This window comes from Aeromonas allosaccharophila (assembly GCF_000819685.1).
In the GTDB taxonomy this organism is placed as follows: Bacteria; Pseudomonadota; Gammaproteobacteria; order Enterobacterales; family Aeromonadaceae; genus Aeromonas; species Aeromonas allosaccharophila.
Map to the genome: position 1 here is coordinate 1 of NZ_CDBR01000089.1, position 24,309 is coordinate 24,309.

At 43.1% G+C, this 24,309-nt stretch carries 21 protein-coding genes; all 21 read right to left on the bottom strand.

Going from position 1 to position 24,309, the window contains the following annotated elements; genetic code table 11:
• On the bottom strand, nt 1-345 hold a 345-nt coding region (locus BN1115_RS21835), incomplete at its 3' end, for an IS1 family transposase (protein ID WP_167335560.1).
• 140 nt (nt 346-485) lie between these two features.
• Nucleotides 486-2,561 carry a YjbH domain-containing protein gene (locus BN1115_RS15210; protein WP_082034868.1) on the bottom strand — a complete coding sequence of 692 codons (2,076 nt, stop codon included), beginning with the start codon at nt 2,559-2,561 and terminating at the stop codon, nt 486-488.
• The gene (locus BN1115_RS15215) at nt 2,561-3,307 is read right to left on the bottom strand and encodes a capsule biosynthesis GfcC family protein (RefSeq protein WP_042657814.1); all 747 of its coding nucleotides are present in this window, start codon (nt 3,305-3,307) and stop codon (nt 2,561-2,563) included. The genes BN1115_RS15210 and BN1115_RS15215 overlap by 1 nt, the downstream gene beginning before the upstream one ends.
• Entirely contained in the window at nt 3,304-3,975 is a 672-nt protein-coding gene (locus BN1115_RS21840) for a YjbF family lipoprotein (protein WP_042657815.1), read from the bottom strand. Before BN1115_RS21840 ends, BN1115_RS15215 begins: the two co-directional genes overlap by 4 nt.
• Nucleotides 3,976-4,065: 90 nt before the next feature.
• On the bottom strand, nt 4,066-4,317 hold the full coding sequence (locus BN1115_RS22700; RefSeq protein WP_042657816.1) for a hypothetical protein: 252 nt from the start codon (nt 4,315-4,317) through the stop codon (nt 4,066-4,068).
• A 94-nt stretch (nt 4,318-4,411) separates the two neighbouring features.
• Nucleotides 4,412-5,380, bottom strand: coding sequence for a Wzz/FepE/Etk N-terminal domain-containing protein (locus BN1115_RS22805; RefSeq protein ID WP_042657817.1), 969 nt, complete (start codon nt 5,378-5,380; stop codon nt 4,412-4,414).
• Nucleotides 5,381-5,453: 73 nt separating this feature from the next.
• Nucleotides 5,454-8,093 (bottom strand): SLBB domain-containing protein, encoded by a 2,640-nt coding sequence (locus BN1115_RS15235; protein WP_128821666.1) that lies wholly within the window; start codon nt 8,091-8,093, stop codon nt 5,454-5,456.
• 1,327 nt (nt 8,094-9,420) lie between these two features.
• Nucleotides 9,421-10,845: a phosphomannomutase gene (locus tag BN1115_RS15240; RefSeq protein WP_042657818.1), complete on the bottom strand. Its 1,425-nt coding sequence runs from the start codon at nt 10,843-10,845 to the stop codon at nt 9,421-9,423.
• A 30-nt stretch (nt 10,846-10,875) separates the two neighbouring features.
• On the bottom strand, nt 10,876-12,282 hold the full coding sequence (locus tag BN1115_RS15245; protein ID WP_042657819.1) for a mannose-1-phosphate guanylyltransferase/mannose-6-phosphate isomerase: 1,407 nt from the start codon (nt 12,280-12,282) through the stop codon (nt 10,876-10,878).
• Nucleotides 12,283-12,286: 4 nt separating this feature from the next.
• Entirely contained in the window at nt 12,287-12,766 is a 480-nt protein-coding gene (locus BN1115_RS15250) for a GDP-mannose mannosyl hydrolase (protein WP_042657820.1), read from the bottom strand.
• Nucleotides 12,763-13,740 carry a GDP-L-fucose synthase gene (fcl, locus tag BN1115_RS15255; RefSeq protein ID WP_042657821.1) on the bottom strand — a complete coding sequence of 326 codons (978 nt, stop codon included), beginning with the start codon at nt 13,738-13,740 and terminating at the stop codon, nt 12,763-12,765. The genes BN1115_RS15250 and fcl overlap by 4 nt, the downstream gene beginning before the upstream one ends.
• A gap of 3 nt (nt 13,741-13,743) precedes the next feature.
• Entirely contained in the window at nt 13,744-14,862 is a 1,119-nt protein-coding gene (gene gmd / locus BN1115_RS15260; RefSeq protein ID WP_042657822.1) for a GDP-mannose 4,6-dehydratase, read from the bottom strand.
• Between the two features lie 11 nt (nt 14,863-14,873).
• Nucleotides 14,874-16,004, bottom strand: coding sequence for a glycosyltransferase WbsX family protein (locus BN1115_RS21850; protein WP_082034869.1), 1,131 nt, complete (start codon nt 16,002-16,004; stop codon nt 14,874-14,876).
• Nucleotides 15,994-16,770 carry a glycosyltransferase gene (locus BN1115_RS21855; protein ID WP_082034870.1) on the bottom strand — a complete coding sequence of 259 codons (777 nt, stop codon included), beginning with the start codon at nt 16,768-16,770 and terminating at the stop codon, nt 15,994-15,996. The genes BN1115_RS21850 and BN1115_RS21855 overlap by 11 nt, the downstream gene beginning before the upstream one ends.
• A 40-nt stretch (nt 16,771-16,810) precedes the next feature.
• On the bottom strand, nt 16,811-18,076 hold the full coding sequence (locus tag BN1115_RS22710) for a hypothetical protein (protein WP_139245514.1): 1,266 nt from the start codon (nt 18,074-18,076) through the stop codon (nt 16,811-16,813).
• 15 nt (nt 18,077-18,091) lie between these two features.
• Nucleotides 18,092-19,351, bottom strand: a complete 1,260-nt coding sequence (locus tag BN1115_RS21860) for a glycosyltransferase (protein ID WP_167335561.1) — start codon at nt 19,349-19,351, stop codon at nt 18,092-18,094.
• Between the two features lie 4 nt (nt 19,352-19,355).
• Nucleotides 19,356-20,126: a glycosyltransferase family 2 protein gene (locus tag BN1115_RS22370; protein ID WP_128821664.1), complete on the bottom strand. Its 771-nt coding sequence runs from the start codon at nt 20,124-20,126 to the stop codon at nt 19,356-19,358.
• Nucleotides 20,127-20,255: 129 nt separating this feature from the next.
• The gene (locus BN1115_RS15270) at nt 20,256-21,203 is read right to left on the bottom strand and encodes a glycosyltransferase family 2 protein (RefSeq protein WP_042657824.1); all 948 of its coding nucleotides are present in this window, start codon (nt 21,201-21,203) and stop codon (nt 20,256-20,258) included.
• 15 nt (nt 21,204-21,218) lie between these two features.
• Nucleotides 21,219-22,499 (bottom strand): flippase, encoded by a 1,281-nt coding sequence (locus BN1115_RS15275; RefSeq protein WP_042657825.1) that lies wholly within the window; start codon nt 22,497-22,499, stop codon nt 21,219-21,221.
• A 305-nt stretch (nt 22,500-22,804) separates the two neighbouring features.
• Nucleotides 22,805-23,737, bottom strand: coding sequence for an NAD-dependent epimerase/dehydratase family protein (locus tag BN1115_RS15280; protein WP_082034872.1), 933 nt, complete (start codon nt 23,735-23,737; stop codon nt 22,805-22,807).
• Nucleotides 23,718-24,278, bottom strand: coding sequence for a dTDP-4-dehydrorhamnose 3,5-epimerase (gene rfbC / locus BN1115_RS15285; protein ID WP_042657827.1), 561 nt, complete (start codon nt 24,276-24,278; stop codon nt 23,718-23,720). The genes BN1115_RS15280 and rfbC overlap by 20 nt, the downstream gene beginning before the upstream one ends.
• Between the last annotated feature and the right edge of the window lie 31 nt (nt 24,279-24,309).

Genomic DNA, 24,309 nt, shown 5'->3' on the forward strand with positions numbered 1-24,309 from the left:
ACAGCGTCGCGCTGCCTGGCGGACGGTCAGCCCTTCGATGAGGGCTTGCGCGTAGTCTTCCCAGCACTGGGCTTTGCGTAACCGGGCCAAAGGCGTTTTGGTCAGAACGGTGCTGGTGCGCAGACACAGTTTGCAACGGTAGCGGCGCAGCCCCCGACTCCATCCCCAAGGCGCCATCTGGGCGACATCAGCCTGACAATGTGGGCAGCCACTGCATGCCGGTAACTGAGTATTGAGCGAAGTAATGGTGTGGGGTGCAGTGAGTTCCTGCTGAGCAACACGGCGCTGGCGCAGTGTTAACTGGGGAAAGAGGGACAACAGGTGTTGAAAGGCTGGGGTATCCATGATGGTAGACCTCAAGGTGATGGCCTACTTCAAGCTTAGCCTTTCAACACGTAATTAGGACAGCGCCTAATAAAAGGGGGAGCAGTTTACAACTGCTCGCCCTGTTTGATGAAAAAAGATTAGCTCTATGCAACTTTTTATTACTGCAACTCAGTCAAGCCGTAAAGACCATTCTTGCGGCTCAACATCTGGCCTCCATCCCGTGTCAAAGGAACCCATCCAATGCTTCCTTTCGCGGTTGTTGGCTTGAGCAACATCAAATCAAACGGTATCGTGACATAAATTCCTTTGGTAAAGCTACCTTCACCATACTCGTCTGCAGAAACATTGGTAAATGTTGCATACCCCCCCAAGACAACACCCGAATCAAACCGTTTTGAGAAGTCGAATGTAGCGCCTTTATCACCAGCCAAATACTGACCTACGGAGACTTTAGCGGTGACATTACTCATGAATGGTAACTGCCAATATGCAGTAACATGTCCGGTCATCACATCGTAATCAGCCATTTTCAGGGTGTTGTTCCAGTCTCGCTGTTTCACCCAGTTTGCATCAACACCAATAGCCCAAGTCTTACCATATGGACGATAAAGCACCTCACTCCCGACCCCGGCATACATCATCTCCAAATATCCACCATAAGCTTGCCCGTACCAATCTTGAGCAAGTAGTTGCATATGGGTTAACTGCAAGTTGTTGAGTAATACATTAGAAGAATCGACATACTCACGAATCCACGTCCGAACCCGTGGTAAGGCAGCGCCATCTGGAGGAGGAGCTTTATAATTGAACTCATCGTAGTTATTAACCAGATTAACAAACAGCGTACTTTGCAAACTGTTGTTTTCATTTATACGCCAATCAGCATTTGCATTAATGCCTAACTGATACATATAGAAAGACTCAGCACCACCAAATGATTGCGTTAGGTCTGGGTCAAAAGAGTATGAAAATGACTTGCGCTCAGATGAGTAGATAGATTCTCCCTGAATTTTTCCTGCAGCCTGAACCATCGATTTTTCATGTTGTTCTTCTCCCAACACCTGTACCACATTGGCACGACGAACAGATGGGAGATCGATGCGGGTTTCTTGCAACTGGAAGTTCGCCTTACGTTCAACAACATTCAGCTCATCGACCGTACCCGGCAAATAATTTGCGGCTAACAAAGAGGTTCTCTTCATCGCCTCACTCTCATCGCGATACTTGCTCTGCGTGCCGATGACAGTCACAGAATTGGTGGTTGTGTAAAATTCTGTATCCTGCCAACCAGCATTCTCTTTCAAATCGTCAGTTAGCGCCTTCCACTTCACATCCGTCATAGTGGCTGGAACTTGGTCAGGCTGATAAATGGGTCTCGGCTGATCAATATGAGCGGGTTTCATATCATTAAAGTTAGTCCGAAAAGTCACCCCCCACATCAAGGTGTTTCCTCTCTGCCAGCTTAGATGGCTATCCATATTCTCGAAAACTCGGTACACAGCCCCGACATTCCAAGGTGAATCTTGATAAAGATGGCCAGCGAACTCCTTGCTATAATCATTGCCATCATATTCCAGCTTCAACCTGAGTGGCTGCCATGGTGTTTGATACTCAACACCGCCAAAGAGTGCTGCTGGCCCATGAAACAAGCTATCAAACTCAAACTTACCACCATTACCAGAGAAGCTATTATTTCTTTGACACCAGCTATCTTTATACTCACAAAATGGGTTTTTAATATTATCACTTTCGGCCATATTTCCCCAGCCGATACCGATAGTAAAATCAAAAGGGCCATAGCGTTTGCTAGCCGTCACAAATTCACTATCAAAGAGACCAGTCCCCATTAGATCTCTAAAGCCCAGTGACACCTGTGGCAGATAGTTGGATTCTTGCCAAAGGCGGAACTTGAAATCCATCCCTTTATCTTTATAAGTTTGATCACCACTAAAATCTTCGTAGGGACTGTACTTTTTTGTTCTTACATCGGTATATCTCAGTGTTGCTTCAAACCAGTCAAATGGCTGCGCAGAGATAGACCATCGACGATATTGGTCATTATCAACATAGTTGGCACTGAACTCACCTGTTTTAGCCATTCGTGCGGTAGGCATTTGAAGCAAACCCACACCACCGAAATCACCTTGTGAAGGACCATAAGGATCAATAACAGACTCTGCAGCACAAACAGTTCCTGAAACAAAGATCGCAATATATTTCAATTTAGGCAGCATTATTCTGGTACTCGATTAGCAAGCAGACTGGCAATACGAATATTGATATCTTTATATTGCTCTGGAAGGATTTGGGGATCAAAACCGACAAAGAGCGTAGCACCCGCCATAGGTTCACGATGCAGTTTGTTCCAATTCGCAACAGGAACCTGGCTGATAGAACCGTCAGGCTGGATCAGAAATGCTTCATACTGCGCAGCGCCAGCCAACAAGCGGTAATCCTGCCAATAGCTTGCCAAACTGGCACCAGGCTGAAGTGGCTGTTTACTGCGACCGTTAATCAGTCCCACGAAGTAGATAAAATCGGGCCTTGAAGCAAGGAAAAGGGTGTACTGCCCTTTTAATAGTGGATTACCATGCGGGTCAATTCTGGACTTGGCAGGATCTAATGCGATTGACAAACGGCCACTGACAGGAACTTTGTCCAGCTCTTGTAGTAACTGTTGCGTTGACTGGATCAATGAACCTTTGTCACCTGCTCGCATCCAAAGTACTTGAAGTGCTTTAATATCCTTGAGCAATTGCTCTTTAGTCATCTGAAATTCCGCTATGGTCTTTTCATTCGCAATTTGTGCAGTACGCCAATAGATATCATCTGGTAATTGAACATTAAATAACAGGTCTGCAAGTCTGGCACCATCATGCAACTCAATCTTCGCTGTTGCATGACGCTCAAAAATCACGTTTACATCAGCTTGAGCCAAAGCAAAAAATGGTATGAGACCGATCGTCAGGTATCTTTTCATAATGCGTACGGCTTTAATATTGTCATTTCAATCACCGGTAATTCCGGCCCCAATTGCTGCTGGCTTTTTAATACTCTGCTCGTACTAGGCTCAAACCAATAGTAGTTATGCCAAGAGTTCTGGTCATGTCCGACACTGACCAACTCATCAATCAACATAACATCATGTGTTTTATCAAGGATTAACAACTTTTCTGGAACAGCAGATATAAACTTAGCCCGCATGTCATATCCACTCAGATAATCCTTTTCCCATTCGGCAGTATACTGCCAAGACATAGCATCCAGGTTCAAAGATATATCGGGTACATTTACCATTTTTTTCAATGGATCAGGCCAGGATGATGCCACTAAATAGAGATCATTTTCCAAACCCACCGTCTTGTGTAGCCGACCTGATTTGGTAACAAAAAGCTTATTATCAGAGCTCACCCAGCTCAATGAACCATCAGGGTCTGCAAACGCAAGCACAACCAATGCCTGTGGATTATCACCCACTCGCAGATAGGCGCTCGCATAAGGTAATTCACGTATTTTTTCAGTCGTAACCTCCACATCATCCGTTCCCAAAAGGGCATAGCGGAGGGTTGCATAGGTATCTAAACTGGTGGCGGAACAACCACTCAAGAGTAACAATCCCAAAGGTATAAACAAACGAAGAGAAAACATAGATGGGTCACTCAGTGGAATTGGAAAATGATTGCAAAGTGACAAAAATAAGGCTGCCAATGTGGCAGCCTTATTACAATATCGAATAACTTACTTGGTAGCAGTAGTTGTGTTAGTGCTGGTACTGGTGGAGTCGTCATTTGCGTTAGAAATAACAACCGCCGCCAGTGCAGCAGCACCAACGCCAACAGCAACTGCGGCAGTGGTACCAATAGCAGCGCCAGTGGCAGCAGCGCCGCCAGCAGCACCACCGGTGCTAGCAGCAGCAGCTACTTCTTCAGCTGCAAATGCATTTGAAGAGAGAACCAACAATGCAGCCAGAGTCAATGCGGATTTTTTCATTACTCGTTTCCTTAGTTTAAAAATGACTTAAAGTAATAACAGGATATCGTGAAACAGACCAATAAACCAGAATAAGCCGCTCAGAAGAGCCTTCTCATCTGGCGTTACGAAGTGGACGCCCCATAGCATGGCGTACCAGCACGATCATAATACCTAACATGCCCCCAAGCAAAGTCCCTAATACTGCGATCAATGCCCGTTTGGGTTTCGCTTTTTCTTCAGCAACCACAGCAGGATCAAGGGTTTTAAACACGTACTCTTGATTCACTTCGGTTAACATCAAGGTTTTGGTCTGATCCTCGATCAGTTGGTAGAACACCTTCTGCATATCTGCAACTGGGGTTTTCTCAAGCTGTGCTTTGAGATAGGTAATGTTACGTGTCGCATCGGTTTGATCACGCAATTTCATGGCCTCATTGAGATCGGCCACCAACCAGTCAACCCACTGCTTGGCAGACTCCGGAGAGTAGTACTCCACCGCCACCGTCACCAACCCTGATTTTGTATCCTGACTGATACTGGCAAGTGCGCGAAATGCCTTAACCAGCTCCCAGTCGGTTGGTTCAACCGACTTGCCAGGTGGCACCTCACGCACCCACTTTTTGGTGTCGACATCGTAGATCTTTTTATCAACAAGTAACTCACCGGTCACCTTGTCAGCTTTCATAACAGCCAACAATGGCACTTCCAACTGATGCTGGCGAATAAAATGACTTAAAAATTGACGGGATTTCCCAATCTCGACTGCAATCGCTGTCTTGTCCGAACCACCGCCACTAAGATTTATGCCAGCCAAGCTGGCCAGACCACCAAACTGGGCAGCCATGGCGGCAAGTCCCCCTCCTTGCTGATCAGCAGACGGTGCGAGCAAGGCTTCCGAGCGATAAATATTTGGCAATGATATTGCTATCATGACAGCTATCACCGCCCCCACCAAGGTACTGGCGACTATCCACCACTTACCACGCCACAGCGCTGCGAACAACTCACGTAAATCGATTTCATCTTCGCTCTCCCCATTCATTACCAATGGCAAGGGAGGGTGTTCTTTTAGTTGTGTCATAACAAACCGAATCTCAAAAGAGTCAGGTAGTCTTCACTACCTGACTGAATAGGTTGTCAAATGAACGATGTCATTACTTGATTGCACTCCATGCGACACCCAGTTGGTAGAGGATCTGAGTTGCAGAGGTCATGATGCTCAGGTTATCCAGATAATCAGAATCAACAGGTACCACGATGGTATCCCCCGGCTCCAGGCTCTTGCGACCACCAAACCAGCTATCACCTGGCAGCATCACGCTACCATTAGCCTTGATCACGTAGATACGGTCGGTATCTGCCTGTTTCTTGGTTCCACCGGCACGGCTCAAGTAATCATTAACGCTCAGGTTGCCATCGTAAACGTGGGAAGAGGGGAATTGCACCATACCCTGAATAGAGACCACATTTTGTAACGCAGGCACATAAAGCTTGTCACCATCTTGCAGCATCACATCAGCCTGTTTGTCGCCAGACAAAATAGCCGGCATATCAATGGTCATGCGACCGACAGCCTTGCTGTTTTCCAGCTGATTGACCACAGTCATCGCCTCGGCTGGCGAGCTGGTGTAGTTGGCGATACTGGATTGACGACGCAGGGTCATCGTCGCGATCTCTTGCTTGAGTTCATCACGTAGTAACTCGATGCGTTCTTCCTCCTGCTTGCGCAGCGCCTCACGAGCAAAAACTGTACCATTCGGGTTAGCATAAGCAGTGATCCCCCCCACTCTCTGGATCAACTCCTGCAGGCTTTCACCACGACGGACCGTATAAGTACCCGGATACTTCACCTCGCCAAATACCTGTACGGTAGCTTCTTCACGCCATTGCGGATGCGGCAACACATTTAGGCTGTCTTTTGATTGCACCAACGGCGAACCAGTTACCCGATTTGCAGTTGCCAAATCCAGACGCTGATTTTCAATTGCAATATCGTTCCCTCGCTCACTCACACGAGATAACTCAATCACATTCGCCTGTTCGTTAAACCCGCCCGCGGCCATGATTAAATCATGGGTACGACTATAAGACGTCAAGGGATAGACCCCGGGATATTTAACCTCACCGCGAACTTCAGCAATCTGTACCGGTTTACCTTGTGCTGCTTGTGCTTTTAAACGCTCAATAACCGGAGCGAGCAAAGCTTGGCGAGAGGCACCAACCATCGCCTCAGTCTTGGTCGTGTTAGACACACTAGCCAAAGTCATCTTATCTTCTTTAGCCAGCTGGGCACGCCTAACATCGGCACCAGTACTGGTATCTACCGCATTGGCTTGCTGCTCAATGCGTTGGTTAGCCTGATTGTCAATACTTGTCGAAGAGCTCTGAGAACTCGCCAGCTGCTTCAGTCGGTCGGTCGCGTCATTGCTAAAAATAAGCACCTGATCTCGCGGTTGCAAACGAATGTCATCTTCCCCGCCCGGCATTTGCAACGCACGGCCCAGATTGAATTGCAATACCTCGATATTACGTTGGGCATCCACCTCACGTACAACCAGGGCATAATTCAAGTCAGTGACCGATGTCAGATCGCGGTCGGCACTTTGCAACACACGACTGATCCGTATTCCTGGCTGAAAACTGAAGACGCCTTCACGAACCACGGCACCTTTTACCACGATCGCTTGGCTATATTCAGTGCTGCTCGGCTTGACAGTGACTTTGTCACCATCACGCACGACAAACTGACGATCATGCTGATTTGACAAGTTCAGGTTAAATACCCGCATCCCGGTTTCACCATAACGGGTCACCGAAACCTCTTTGAGTGCAGCAGCCTTCATGCCGCCCGCCAACCCAAGCACATTAACCAAGGCTGCTGGGCCACTCAATTCATAAATAGCAGGGCGTTTAACCAAACCATCGATACTCACTTCACTGCCTTTAGCAGGGATGAACACTGTGTCGCCGGAACGCAAACGAATATCCTGACTGGTATCCCCCCATACCAACATCTTGTAGAGGTCTACATCAATCACTTTCTGCCCCGCACGCTTGACCTGGATCTTGCGCAGCGACCCTACCGTGTCGATACCACCCGCAGCCTGCAGAGCTTGGGTCACGGTAGCCATACCATTGACGTTATAGGCGCCGGGGCGATAGGCATCGCCCATCACAAACACCTGCATGGTGCGCAGGGCACCGAAGCTGACAAACGCCTCGACCCCGATTTTTTGCTCTTTGATGCGGCTTTCAAGCTCGCTGCGCAGTTGCTGAAAGGTTTGGCCGCTGGCAGCAATCGGCCCCAGGGTCGGGAAGTCGATAAAGCCTTCGCGGCCAATCGGCAGGGTGTAGTTGGCATTCTCTTTGCCATAGAGCTGCACCCGGATCTCGTCACCAGGTCCCAACACATAATCATCGGCAACCGGCATATCAACCACTGGCACATCGGTGAGCGGCTCACCTGCAAACACGTTATAGCCAAAGGGTTGTAGCTCACCCTCTTGCGCCACACCGGCCATTAACGGCCGCTGCGACGGCTGGCTGTAATCCACGTCACGCGGAGCCGCCACCGGCGCAGTATTGACTGGGGTCACACTATTTATCGCCGATGAGGCACCCAACTGAGAGGGGTCAATACCATATTGTGCTGCCAATGCCTGCTGTTGGGCAGGGGACAACTGTTTAAATTTTGCCATCATCTCTGGCGTGATTTGCGGCGCAGCCAGCACCGGCCACCCGAACAACGCCAGTGACAGCAGCCACCCCGATTGTTTCAATTTATTTACATTCACCCGTTATCAACCCCAAAAAATGCCCCCCTATCCAATATGGGAGGCCAAAAAAATCACCAGCCTATTGTGCCATCCTGTGCCAATGGTTACCACTGAACTCAGCCACAGCAGCACAAAAATCGAATACGTTGCGCGCGCGATACTTAAGTCCTGAAACCTGAATGTTTAGCCTCTGCTATAACACATTTATCTGACAATATGAATCATAGGAGGTAATTGAGTATGGTCGTGCGAAAAATAAGCTCAAGCTCAAGCTCAAGCTCAAGATATAATTGACCTCTAGAAAATATTAAAAAGCAACACCACTCCCAATGCTAATACCAATACCAATACCAATACCAATACCAATACCAATACCAATACCAATACCAATACCAATACCAATACCAATACCAATACCAATACCAATACCAATACCAATACCAATACCAATGCTAACCGGCCTCGCAACTTACTTCTTAATTCCCCAACGTGCCATAACAGATACAAGTTGCCCATATACCCATTATTTATGGCAAAATCTAAATACAGCTGCACTCTACAATTATAAATGCTCAGCAATTTTAATGAGCTGATTGCGATACCATTCATCCTTGATTAGTTTAATACGTTTTATAGCTGCAGCAAAGCTATTGTTAGTACCCACTTGATTATTAGCACGCTGACGATAATACATCATTAGCTCAGGGTCGATAGACCAATTATATCCCTAACTACGAGCAAACGCATATAGCAACCAGTCGTGCAGTGCGATATCTTTACCAATTTGCTCATAGCGTCTTCTAACCATGCTTTAAATTGCACGGCAACTTAATATTTAAACATATAAATGCAACCAGGGCCAGTCGATTAAAATAAACAATCCAACTCCCATTGCGGCCGCGCTTTATCAATCAACACTTCACGACCATCCTCCAAAAATGCAGTTAAATTGGCAGAGTGACAGTCGTCTTGCTGAAGTTTTTCGATGCCTTTAGTTAGTTTACTCTCTAGCCGAATATCGTCTCGATCGCTAAAAAATATAATCACAACTACTTACGCCTGTATCTTTCAACAGCTTATAGATATTTTTACCTGCGCCAAAAAAAATTTCTCGCCATACGGTAATAAAATGATATCTTGATGTTTTTTCTCAGCATAAACGTTAAAAATTGAAAACGTGTCGTCATTGCTCAAATCGATGCCAATCACAAGATCAATATTGTTTTGCTACAAGATAGATACAAGTTGCACATAAATTAAAGAACCACCATTGTATGCTGCAAGTAAGATTAAAGATTCTTCATTCTTCTGATTCACTCCAAACCACCGTTAAACCATGATGATGTCAAAAATTTTTGCTAGTTAAGTTAGTTAGCACTCTGGATACTAATTTTAGTGCCATTTTCACACAACCAGCCTCGGCGTAGCAGCGCAGTTCGGGGGCATTACCCGAGGGGCGCAGGTGAATAATGCAGCCGTCATTTAAGCTCAAGCGCAAACCATCAGTAGTATCTGCCGACATCACCTGAACATCATTAAAGCCAAGCTTAACTAACAAGGTTTGAGGATCGTTAAGGCCATCAACCAATATCGCCTGGCTACGAGAAGTGGCAAAATTTTGAATTCGGTCAGAATGGGTATAACGGGCAGGTAAGGCATTCACCAAGGGTGAAATCGTCCCCTTTCCCGTAGCCGCTAATAGCATTAAAAACGGCAGCACAGCATCACGGGTTGGCAAGGCCGACAGAGGTTTACCTGCAAATGCGATATCACTACCCAACAGGAAACCGCCGTTAGCTTCAAAGCCAGCAATGCGGGTGTAATCTTTAGCCAAATGAGCAAACTCGGCGATCACATAGGGTGACCCAATCTTGGTCAGTTGCACTTTGTTAAAGCGCCCGCAATTGGCAATCACGGTATTGCTGCTAACAGGAATGGCTAACGCCTCAATATGTAATGCGCTGGCACACAATAAACCCAATATATCACCGCGTAGCCATTCACCGTTTTCGTCAGCGACCAAGGGGCGATCACCATCACCGTCGGTTGAGAAAATTGCATCCAGTTGGTATTGGACAGACCACAACCTTGCCTTGGCTTTATCTTCTTCGCCCACAGCTTCAGTATCGATCGGCACAAACTGATCGCTACGCTCAATGCGAATAACCTCGGCACCTAACGATTCAAATAGCGGAGCATAGAGTTCACGACCGGCGCTCGAGTGTTCATAAATACCGATCCGCTTACCCGCCAACATATCGGCCGCAAACAAAGAGGCATAGCGGGCACAATAACTTTCGGCCGCGCGTGGGCTGGCTATCAATTCAGGCAACACGAGTAGGTTGTCAAACTCAACCTCAGCGGCCAAAATCGCTACTTCATCGGTTTTGGTGATCTCGCCATCGGGTCGATAAAATTTCAGGCCGTTACGATCAAACGGAATATGACTCCCCGTGACCATGATACAAGGCAGCTTGTCTTGCATCGCCTGATACGCCAATGCCGGAGTTGGGATCACTCCGTAATAAATCGGTTCCACCCCAGCTTGCATTAATGCGGCAGCACAAGCCTGCGCCATGGCATAACTGCTTGGGCGATTATCAATCGCCAACGCTAATTGCTTGGGGGCAAACTCTTTGCGCAATACGGCAACAAAGGCATGAGTAAAAGCAGCACACACTTCGGGAGTAAAATCGACTACCAAGCCACGGGCACCGCTGGTGCCAAATTGCACTCCACTCGTACAAATTACATTTTTTGTATTAAACATTAGCTACCATCCAAATAATGAACATGCTCATCAATAGCCCACTCCGGTAGATGGAATACGCACAACATCATCTTCCTCAAGATAAACACCGCTACGAACTTCAATCATCTCAAGCGGGATCTTGCCTGGGTTTTCAATGGCGTGCGCTACACCAAGTGGAATATAGGTAGATTGGTTTTCGGATAACAAAAAGCTCTCTTCACCTCGCGTCACCAGTGCGGTGCCAGAAACAATAATCCAGTGTTCAGCTCGGTGATGGTGAATTTGCATCGCGGTTTTTTGGCCTGGTTTTACCATCAACTGTTTAACGTGATAACGCAGCCCATCGGCAATCGCATCGTGGCTACCCCAAGGGCGAAACACTTCGCGGTGTTGCAATTGTTCGGGGCGATTGGCCGCTTTTAACTGATTGACAATGCCTTTGATCTCTTGCACTCGGTCTTTATGCGCCACCAACACCGCATCTTTGGTTTCAATAACCACCACATCATCAATGCCGACAGTAGCGGTTAAGCGGTGCTGGGCATAGATAAAGCTGTTGTGAGTCTGCTCGGTTAACACATCACCGTGCAGCACATTGCCTTGCGAATCTTTGTCACTCACTTCCCACAGAGCAGACCAAGAACCGACATCACTCCAGTTGGCATCCAGCGGCATCACCACTGCGTTGGCGGTTTTTTCCATCACCGCATAGTCGATGGAATCATCCGGGCAAGCGGCAAAAGAATCCGGATCAAGGCGGATAAAATCCAGATCATCTTGCGCTAAAGCCAAAGCTTGCTCACAGGCCACCAACATGGCAGGGTTATGCTTTTTAAGCTCTTGCAGGTATACAGAAGCCTTAAACAAGAACATACCGCTGTTCCACAGATAACGACCATCAATGAGATATTGCTGAGCGGTGGTTAAATCAGGTTTTTCGATAAATGCTGCGACCGTGCTGGCGCCGTGGCCCACATCACAGCCCTGCTGGATATAGCCATAACCGGTTTCTGGCGCGGTGGGCACTATGCCAAAGGTGACCAACTTGCCCAGTTCGGCCAAGGGAATAGCCGCTTGCACCGCTTGGCAAAAGGCGGCAGGTTTGGCGATCACATGGTCTGCGGCCAGCACCAGCAATAAGGGATCGTCACCTTGTTTACTGGCATGCTGGGCGGCAATGGCCACAGCTGGTGCCGTGTTGCGGCCAAACGGCTCCAGCGCAATCCCGCTGTGTTGCAAATGCCCCTTGCGCAACTGCTCCGCCACGATGAAGCGGTGCTCTTGATTGCAGATGATGAAGGCTGGCTGATGCGCCAGCGGGCTTAAGCGCTGCAAGGTCTCTTGCAGCAAGGTCGCCTCACTGGTCAGGGATAAAAACTGCTTGGGGAACAGTGTGCGTGACAAAGGCCACAGGCGAGTGCCAGAGCCCCCGGCCATTACAACTGGCAATATCATGGAATTACGTCCTAGCTAAAAAATAATCTTTGGTGTGCTGATGCACGCTTAGGTCTTGCAGCAAGTCCGCCACCTCAAACCACTGGTATTGGTCATGCTGGCTGATGGGCAAAACATCTTGCTGCCCTTGCCACGCCAATTCATACCCCAGCACCACGTAATGGGTGGTGAACTCGGTGCCGGAGAAGTTATCGGCATAAAAGTGCTCATAGTGCCCAAGCAAACGGGCACTATCACGGCTTGCTGCCAGCCCTAACTCCTCTTGAGTCAGGCGCAAAAACGCCGTATCCAAGCGCTCATTTTTGCGCACCCGGCCACCGGGCACAAACCAATATCCTTGAGCTGGACGGTTTAGCCGCCGCCCTAGCAACACCTGGCCTTGGCCATTTCGCACAATTAAATCCAGTGAGATAAGTGGCGTTGCCGCCACTATCTGTTGAAATTGCGCCTTGTCTAACCAAGGACTTGGCTGACGTTGGCTCATTTACGAAAATCATCCTGATGCGCTAAAAACCACTGATAAGTCAGGGTCAAGCCTGCCTCTAACGAGCGGGTATAACGCCAGCCCAGATTGACCAAGCGGCTGACATCCATCAACTTGCGCGGGGTGCCATCTGGTTTAGTGGCATCAAACACCACCTCACCGGCAAAGCCAACCACCTTGGCCATGGTCTGCGCCAACTCGCGAATGGTGCAATCAACCCCAGTGCCAACGTTGATGTGCGACAGCATCGGCTCGGTATTGGCCTGATAAATTGCATCAGCCAGCTCCATCAAATACACGCTGGCTGCGGCCATATCATCGACATGCAAAAACTCGCGCATCGGCGTGCCGCTGCCCCACACCACCACTTCGCTGTCACCGCGTAATTTGGCTTCATGAAAACGGCGCATCAGCGCCGGGATCACATGGGAGTTTTCCGGGTGGAAGTTGTCGTTTTCGCCATACAAGTTGGTAGGCATCACGCTGCGATAATCGCGGCCATATTGGCGGTTATAGGATTCACACAGCTTGATGCCAGCGATCTTGGCAATTGCATAGGGCTCGTTGGTGGCTTCCAGCATGCCGGTCAACAGGGCTGTCTCGCGCATCGGTTGCTCCGCCAACTTGGGATAAATGCACGATGAACCTAAAAACAGCAGCTTTTGCACCCCACCCAGATGCGCACCATGGATGATGTTGCACTCCATCATCAGGTTTTCAAAAATAAACTCGGCAGGGTAGCTGTTGTTGGCGTGAATACCGCCCACTTTGGCGGCCGCCAAATAAACTTGATCGATGCGCTCATTTTGGAAAAACGCCGTCACCGCCTGCTGAGAGGTTAAATCCAGCTCGCAGCGGGAGCGTACCACCAGTTCTACATCCGCACGCTGGCTTAGCTGACGGCAGATGGCCGAGCCGACCATGCCCCGGTGACCAGCGACAAATACCCGTTGTTTAGCCTGTTGCGTTGTCATCGATCAGTTCTCCACCGACAGGGAAACATCAAAGCCATGGGCTTTGAGCAGGACATGTTGCTTGGCCTTGTTTAGGTCACTTTGTACCATCTCGGCGCACATCTCTTCCACAGTGATCTCTGGTACCCAACCCAGCTTGGCCTTGGCCTTTGCCGGGTCGCCGAGCAGGGTTTCAACCTCGGATGGGCGGAAGAAACGTTCATCGACTTTAACGATCACATCGCCCACTTTCACGCCAGGGGCGTCATCGCCGCTGATAGCGCTGACGGTGGCGATTTCATCCACCCCTTCGCCGCTAAAAGTCAGTTCAATGCCAGCTTCTTTAGCCGACATGCGCACAAATTCACGCACAGAGATCTGCTTGCCGGTAGCGATCACAAAATCTTCAGCGGCATCTTGTTGCAGCATCATCCACTGCATACGTACGTAATCTTTGGCGTGGCCCCAGTCGCGCAGCGCATCCATATTGCCCAGATGCAGGCAGCTTTCGAGGCCTTGAGCGATATTGGCGATAGCGCGGGTGATCTTGCGGGTGACAAAGGTTTCGCCGCGACGCGGGGATTCATGGTTAAACAGAATGCCGTTACAGGCATACATGCCATAAGACTCACGGTAGTTCACGGTGATCCAATAGGCATACATCTTGGCCACCGCATAGGGCGAGCGCGGATAGAAGGGCGTCGTTTCCTTTTGCGGAATCTCCTGCACTAAACCATACAACTCGGAGGTAGAAGCCTGATAAAAGCGGGTCTTCTTTTCCAACCCACAAATCCGGATCGCCTCCAACAACCGTAGAGTGCCCATAGCATCGACATCGGCAGTATATTCGGGTGACTCGAAAGAAACAGCAACATGAGACTGAGCGCCCAAGTTGTAGATCTCATCCGGCTGGATTTCTTGTACCAGGCGAACCAGGTTGGAGGTGTCAGTCAAATCACCATAATGCAGGAAAAAACGCGAATTCGTTTCATGCCTGTCTTGATAGATGTGATCCACTCGACCGGTATTAAACAAGGAAGAACGGCGCTTGATACCGTGCACCTCATAGCCTTTATCTAACAAAAACTCGGCCAAGTAAGAACCATCTTGGCCAGTAACACCAGTAATAATTGCAACTTTCATAACTTATGGCCTCAACCTTTATTAGCATAGATGGACAGTGACTTAACAATATCTAGATATTTAAACCCATAATCAAGATCCGGTTCCAGATATGCCCCTTCAGACCATTCATTCCATGCATTAATGAAAAAAATAGTTTGTTTACTCGGTGAAACAGTACGTTCAATCAACGTCCTAAATTTACACTCAAAAACATCTGGAGTTGAGTCAACATAAACTTTTGACCTATTCTTGTATCTAGGAGTATTATCCCAACCCACAAAAGCACCTTGAAAAACAGCAGATGGATCAGCATTCTTTAAAATAACATCCCACACTGATGAATAATCCACTTTTTCATATCTTGTCAACGCATGTCTAATTTTTGTAATATAATTCAACATCGACTCAGGCAAATATCTTAGCGGTTGAAAAAAACGACTTGAAAAAAATGATTTGTTAGCATTAGCACTTGAATTATATGCAAATCTAGGTTCGAAATTTAAAGTGGAACTATATGATGAAACACTATCTTCATTTATGACCTCGGATACTTTCGTATACACAAAGTGAATTCCTGGATACCCCTCTTCTCGAATTAAGCAATTCCAAAAATCAAACATCGCCGCCGAATTCTTTATGAGATGAGGATTGTATATTATAAAAACAGGACATCCATCAACCTTTAGATACCTTTCATCTGAAAAGAATTTAAAGAGATAGCGAAAGTGTTTATCCCACATATCACGGTCATTGTTATGTGTTTGCTTGAAGATTATTGTGTTGTCATCGCCGACCCAACGCTTAGACCAAGTTTCGTTTGCCCAAGAAAAACAAAACTCCATGTTAATGTCTTTTTGGTTTAAAAATGCCTCAGCTGGTTTTTCAAGAACCAGCTTGCCATCAAACCAATAATGATAAAAGCAAAAACCATCAACACCATATGATGAAGCCAGTTTGCACTGATGACTTACGACGGAAGGATCTGACTGAAGATAGTATCCATTCAGTGGAACCCTCGGCTGCCTGTGCCCCAAAAAAAGTGGTTCAGAATTTTTTACATTATCCCAATCAGTAAAGCCACTCCCCCAGTGAAAATCATTTTCAGGTATTGGGTAGAACTGAGGAAAATAATAACAAAAGAATTTATTTTTAAATTGCATTTTTGAACTTCCCACACCAAAACAACATTTTTGATATTAAAAAAGGTACTACCCCATGGTGACGTTTAAACAATAAAGATTTATCATTGATGAATGATAAATCTTTGCTAGACTTACTAAGTCCGGTAATGTCATTATAAATAGAAATCTCATCAAAATCGTGATGAAAACGGAAAAATTTAAACAATTCGATATTTAAAGCCCAATCCGCTAGCACTGGATATTTTAATGAATAACGAACCGAATCAAAAACCTTCGTAGGATATACAACCCCCTGGTGACAAACATTTTTAAAAATAAAATAAAAAAGACTGCCACTTATATTAACTGTACGTCCATCACTCAACATCCTGACAGGGAAAACATGAACGTTACTATATTCAGTATCAAATTTAAGGACATTTAAGATATTTGTGAAATTCTCAGTAACACAATCATCAGAGCCAAGGAAGTATATCCATGGAGTATTTGACAGCTTGATCCCCTTATTCATTGCATCATAAACTCCATTGTCACGTTCTGATACAAATGAAATTGAAGAATGCAATTCACAAAATGAAGAAGCTATTTCTTTAGTATTATCTGTTGAGCCCCCATCAATAATGCATACATTTATACCATTTCCAATAAATGAATTGCACTTATCTAACAAACCATTCATACAATCGTTCAAATAATCAGCACAATTATACGTCGGTATAACCACAGTGAGAATACCACTATACTTTCTATCGAAATTTCTTCCGATTAGTTGGCAACCTGTCATTTAGCCCCCGTTAAATAACCAATATAAAAAAACAAATATTTTAATTTACACTTAAAGATGAATGCTTATTAAATATATGAAAAAAATCATACACACAAACTAAACCAAACAAAAATAACACTGACGGAATAAGTAATTGAAAAGCAAGGAAGTCTTGAGAAAAAATCCACAAAAGAGGAGGCAGAGATGAATAAATGTAAATCTTAATTGTAGGTGATTGCATAATCGTCTGCATTACTTGTGAGAAGTAATAAATTATGATAGGAACCCAGCCAATTAATAATACATTTGAAATTGTTGCTCCTGGGGAAGAAAAATATACAGCCAAGGCAATAAAAGAACTATTAGCGCCAATGTCTGCAGCATCACCAAACATATTTTCGTATAAATGAACCCCCAGTGGATGGAGCTTAGGGTAAGTACCAAAAAGTGAACTTAGCGATCGTAATGACTCGCTAACGAATGAATATTCGACATTCGAAAGTAGACCTCGTAGATCAAATGCCAGTGCTCTGGCATCATTCACCAAGAAGAATCTTGAAAAAGCCAAATCAGCAAATTGCTCATAAGTTATCCCAATAAAATCAGAGATGACTACAACACTAATAGAAAGTAAAGAGAAACAAAAGACACCAAAAAAAACGAGCATAGATATCCGGAATTTAACACGAGAATAATCAACTAGTGAGATCAGTTGAAAAAGCCAGATAAAAAAAGCCCCTTTTGAACCAGATAATACCGTAAGAACAAAGATAAACGCACATATACAAATAACTATCGGGGAAATTTTTCTCTTTGTTGATATGGAAGCAGAAATTAATGCTGCAAGAAAGCACCCCATGAGATACGTAATATATGTAATATACTTATATAACGGTGACTCATTCAGGTATGATATCCGTGACCCTGAAGAAAATAGCCCAAAACCATCCGACCAAAGTAAAGGAAAATTCAAAACCAACAGCAGCAGCAAACAAAAAACAAGAATTCGATCATTTATAACAACAACGCGTAAATAATGCCTTAATCGTAAAAATGAGCAATAATATAGCAATAAAATCAGCGACTCGAATAAATAACATGAGATTAAATCAAAGACATCAACATTTCTCGGATTAATTAGAATAAATAAAAAGAAAAAACCAGATGGAAATATCACTGAAAAATTAAACAACAGAAATGAAAAAACTTCAGACACTCTATGTTTATACCAAACCCTAGTGATAATACATAATATATATATATGTACTACAGAAATTAGTAATGTCAAAAGTTTATTTTGAAGTAGAAAGTCGTAAGCAGACATAGTATCACTCCAAAATCATTTGGACATTTGCTCATAAAGTGAAATGTACTGAGCAGAAACTACATCATAGCTCCACAACTCAGCAGCTCTGGCTATAGCATTATTTGATAGTTTTCGTCGTTTATCTTCACTAGCGAAAATAACACTAGCGATCGCTTCAGACATATCTACACAGTCAAACTTATTGACTAAAAAACCAGTTTCATTATCAATGATTATATCGATTAATCCTGTTGTTCTGAAGGATACAACAGGACAGCCACAAGCTTGAGCTTCAGACGCAGTTTGGCCAAATGACTCAACCATGGAAGGAACGACCATTACATCAGCCGCATTATATAATAGCGAAAGTGAAGTATCATCATACAAATGGCCAGTCCATATTGTATCAAATGGAATTTCAGCACATCCTTCTGGCTTTGACTGACCAAAAACAACACATAAAACTTCATTTTTATTCACTATGCGATTATATAGTTTATTAATGGCTTCAACTAAAAAGTGAAAACCTTTGTTTTTATCCTTCGCTCCACCGATAGCACCAAATAATATTATTTTTCGACGTTGAGGAAGCGAAAGTATTTCCCTGCAAAATCTCTTATCCAATCTTTTAAAAACTGACATATCTAGGCAGTTTGGTATCGTTGATATTTGACTATCCCGAAATAACAAACTTTTTTCTGCGCATGAACTCATCCATTGACTAGGCCCGACGATATGAAAATTATTTCTTTTATCCCAAAATTTTATTTTTTTATTCCAGACATGTTTATCAACATCAATCCAGCGATCATTGTTACTCCTATTTATTTTCGTATATCCACCGACCCATCGAGGCTCATTATCATAGTTATAATCCACATGTTCAGAACCACAAAATGGCCACATATCATGCAGCGTCCAGACTATCGGCTTATCAATTTTACCTAAATCAGCTATTGATAGCATTTCTCCCGCAACCCAGTGAAGATGAACAACATCAGCATTAGAGTTATTAATGTAGTTAGATAACTTAGATGGCAGCCAATTACCGGTATGTAAATTTTCATTACATGTTTGTTGTAGCTTTTGAATTTGCCCACCGATTTTAATTCGGAATGGATTCAAATGAGCGCCACCAAATACTTTCACGGCAGGATCATCTGTGGATTTTATTCGCACCAGCAACGTATTCTCAACATCAGAATTAGATAACCGTAATGCATTGTGAATACGATAAGCAGCCTTTGCAGCACCACCAATGTAATCAGTGTAGCTTAGTGACAAAACCTTCATTAACTCACCCCTTTTGCAGTGTCCTGACATATAAGTATCGGCACACACTTTTCAAATGCCAATAGAAATGCATAGATAGAATACGTCTATTAGCATGCTCAGCAAGGTGAACACCATGAACACATGGAACAAATGTCAAAGAATATCTCAACTTTCTTAATCTGTAGCAAATGTCTATATCTTCACAGTACATAAAGTAATTTTCATCAAAACCGGACAAATCAGCATACACTAGACTTCTGAACAAAATAAATGATCCTGCAGCCCAATCAATAACTGTAGGCTCACTGATCGTTGACTTATCAATAATTGTTTTATTTACTTTGAATAGGAATGAACTGAAAAAATCGTATGCAGAAGGAAATTTTCGAATTGAGTTATCATATAAGGACATAGATATATCGCGGTAAAGATTGATAGCTATTGCATCAAAGCTTTTACTTTTAACATATTCTAATAACCTTTGCGTGTTAATTTCATCAATCATAACATCTGGATTTATTACGCAGAACAAGTCATGTTCGACATCCATGCCAATTTTAGAGCAATACCCAAACACGAAATTATTATTTTCCCCGAACCCCAAACCATAGTTTTCATCTAAGCAAACAATGCTATTAGAATGACAGTATTTCTTAAAGTCATCATGACTACATGCTTTATTTGTTTTTACAATTACGACCACTGATTCATATTTCGCTAGTTTAGCTAAGAACCCTAAGCGCATAATCAATTTTTCGTGACCATGAGAAACAACCGAAATATATATCTTCATACACACCAGACCAAAATAGTCGCCATTATATTAATAGATAAATAACCAGACGCTTAAATTTAAAAGAGCAATTAACCATCGTTGACATACAATATGTTTATACATCATTGCATTGGATAATACATAAACCTATCGATTTATAAATCGATAGGTTTTTTTTAGCAATGGATACATCACATTCGATGCGCATATATACGCAACAACTCTTTTCGTTGAAAACAAAATACCTTGTCCAGAGTTAATGTCTTTACATTTACCACCTTGGGAAAATATTGAAATCATAAACCTCAAGCTACATATTTTCTTTTTGTATTGAGTCCACACCAATTCATTTAAATTCCTTCCTTCATTTGAGGATATAAGCTGCCGATATAATTCAAACTCTAAAGGTATATCTTTATAGTAGACACTAATGACATTGTAATTTTTTCTGGCAACTCTCAAAAAGACGCATGGAAAATCAGGAATTTCTATTGCGTATTGCCGCTCTGGGTTATTTAACATAGCCAACCAAAAGCAACCATACGCGTGTGAGCTTCCATACAATGCGGAGAATAAATCGTCACGAATGAGCTCTTTCTTAACCAGCACGGCGCCAAACATTCCTTTGTCTCTCAAATCCATAAAGGCTTCAGAGAACTGACTATATTTTCTTGATGGTAATTTAAAGTGATTTCCGACAACAACACTATCACCATCGACCAAGGTACCATTGAATATTGCCAAATCTACATTGTCGACAGAACACAGTTTGGATAGACGAGTGAATGCGTCATTTTGAAAAAAGTCATCATCACCAAGGTAATATATATAATCACCAGAAGCCATTTTTGTCACAAAATGCATATGTTTATCTAATGGCAGTCTATCATTGTGTATAAAATATTTAATGTTTTTATATTTGAGATTGCATGCATGGATAAACTCATCAACTTCTGAGTAGTCTGCATCAGAAGCATTATTTGATATGCAAACCTCAAAATCAAAAGTGTAATGTTGCTGATTATATATTGATTTAATGCCTTCCATTAAATACTGAGGTCTATTTAGCGTTGGGATGCATATACTTATCTTCATTCTATAAGCCCTGTTTCATTTCCCAAAAACAGATTTTACTGTAAGGAAAAACAATTCTTTACAAAAAAAATAGTTGATAAAAACAGATTGAATCAATTGCGCAATCAGAGTTGATATACACGCACCAATAACACCTAACATGTCAATTAAAAAATAATTCAACGTGATACTTATCAACGCTCCAGAAATCGTCTGATATAACGCTATCCTTGAACGACCTTCATTCACTATCCATAGTGATTGACAACAACCTATGGAGACTGGAATTAAAGTTGCTATTTGAACCAAAAAAACGTATTTACTATATTCATATGATGCGCCATATAAATGTGGAAGCAGAATATAACCAACAGTACCATATAGTACGACTACTGAAATGCTGCCCCAAAACATCCAAAACAACAACCGATGAAATAGTGACTTATATTCAACCTCATCTATGGCTTTTGTTTTCGCTAAAACAGGTGCAAAACTAGTCACTAATATCATTGGAATGAAGTACACAATCTCCGCTAACGAAACACCAATTGAATAAATGCCTACATCTTTATAGCCAATTTTGCTTTCTATAAAAAAAGCTCCAGATCGCATAAAGATAACTATTGATATACCGGATAAAGCAAATGGCCATGATTCTTTAAGAATTCGTTTGAGATAAGGCCAATCAAACTCTTTGAGAGGAATTTTTATCCCTCCGTGCTTCATTACAGCAAAGCACAAAACAATCGAAGATATGAAATACTCTAAAGGAACTGCCGCGAATAAAAACATTTCATCCAAACAAGAAACTATAATACCTACTTTAAAAAATACAATCATGAAGTATGAAATAAGCTTCGAAATGATGGTGACTTTACTTCTACTTTGGCTCTGAAACCAAAGATCAATCACATCACCAACAGAAAACAAAATAGATATTGACACAATGCAGATTAGCAACGATTTATCGCCATAAAGCTGAATCGCGACCAGCATGGCAACCACTGCACATATTACTGCTGATAGTCCTCTTAGCTTGATTATACTGACTAAAATCAACTCTTTGTGGTCTTTATTAGCCATATCCCTGACAACTAAGGCATCAACACCGAGATTTGATGCCGCCTGAAAGAATGCGATAAATGCCAAGCCATACGCTAACTGGCCATAACTTTCTGGACCAAGGTATCTTGCTATAAGAATATTTAAAAAAAATCCAACTGACAGCTTCACCAGCTTATCAAATAGTAACCATCCGAAATTGTTGACAGCCTTACTTATCAAGTTGTCTTGCCGAAAAACATTGAATACTTTCACACTACGCAGCTCTTATTTTATGATAAATGAAGGATAACCCATCAGAAAATGGAGAAAGTCCACCATGGTGACAATATATATTGTTATGCAAAGTTAACGCTGCTCTTAGTTTTACAGCCAAACTAAAAAAACTTTTAACGAAAATATTCAAACCAACGTCAGATTGGGTGGGATATCACCCAAATAATGAATTTTAATAAACGCACCAGATTTAATTTTTAGGTACAATCATTAGCACTGCCGTTAGCATAAAATGCTAAATCCATTAAGATAACACAGCACATTCTTGCAAGACGACACTTAATTTACTTATTATCACCCAACAAAAGAGATATTCCATCCTCAAATGAAACACTAGGTCTGAAATGTGTATGCCTGAATAATTTTTCTTGATCTATATGGTTAAAATCGATATCAAATCCCTCGAAATATTTTCTACCCAACCCTGAATCAATTGCTGGATTTATGCGGTCTCTAACAGCCAGAATGAACTCTCTCAACGGTCTCGGATGTCCATAACCAATATAGTATGATACATTTGGAGTTCCATTCTCAGCTACTGAAATTAATGCATTAGCGACATCTGACACATAGATAAAATCAGCCAACTGATTACCATTTGTTAAAACTGGAGTCTCGCCGTTCATATATTTACCAACCAAAAAATTGATAAAATTATTCGTTCTATCACCACAACCGTATAGATTTGCAATATATGTCCAATTAACATCAATACCTAAGTATGTACTAAGACACTTTGCCATATACTCAGCTGTAATCTTTGCAATCGCATAGCAAGTTACCATTTCCGGTTCTATCTGATCTTGCTTAAGATAATCTCTATACATTATCTGAGTTATGCTGCCAGAAAAAATAACCTTCTTTGCACTTAGTTTTTTGGCTATATGAATGATATCAAGTAGACACTCGACATTATTCAACTGTAACTTGTAATCTTCCCTTCCAACCCCAGATGAACCACTCCATGCCAGATGATATATATATTCGAAATAAACACCAGCAAATTTATCTGGGAGATTCTTATATTCATTCATGTCCGACAGAACAACCTTTAGATTGTCATCATTCGGAAAACATACTATTGACTCGCTATTTCTTACGACGGCATAAACAGTATAGCCGTCATTCAATAATTGTTTGACCAAGTAGGTGCCTATAAAACCATTTGCACCGGTAACCATAACATTTTTTTGCATACTACTTACCAGTAAATTCATAACAATATTGTTTGAATGACATTGCGTTGTTATCTTTTTCAGACACTATTAAATTTTCAATATCTAATTTCGGCCAAGGTATGCATAATTCAGGGTCATCCCACTTAATGGCATTACATAAGGCGGGTTCATACTTACCTATACAAGAGTATGAGAATACACAATCTTGTAAAGCAAGAAAGCCGTGAGCAAAACCGGCTGGAATAATCAACATATCCTTGTTCTCTGCTGAGAGTATTTGATAAAAAACTCGTCCAAAAGTGTTCGACTCTTCACGTAAATCCACACAAACATCAAAAACAGAACCTTTAACAACGTGAGCTATCTTAATTTGAGATTTACCAATCTGAAAATGCAAACCCCGTAATACCCCTTTCAAGGATGTAATTTCACTCGACTCAGTAATCTCGTCTGTTATGCCGATCTCACAGAAGCTATCACGTTCATAATACTTAATGTAGTCACCCCTTTCATCCGAAAATGAATGGGGTTTTGCTGTAAACAAACCACTAATATTTGTTTCATTAAATATGATACTCATATCACATATCCCTTCTAGCTACTTATTAGTT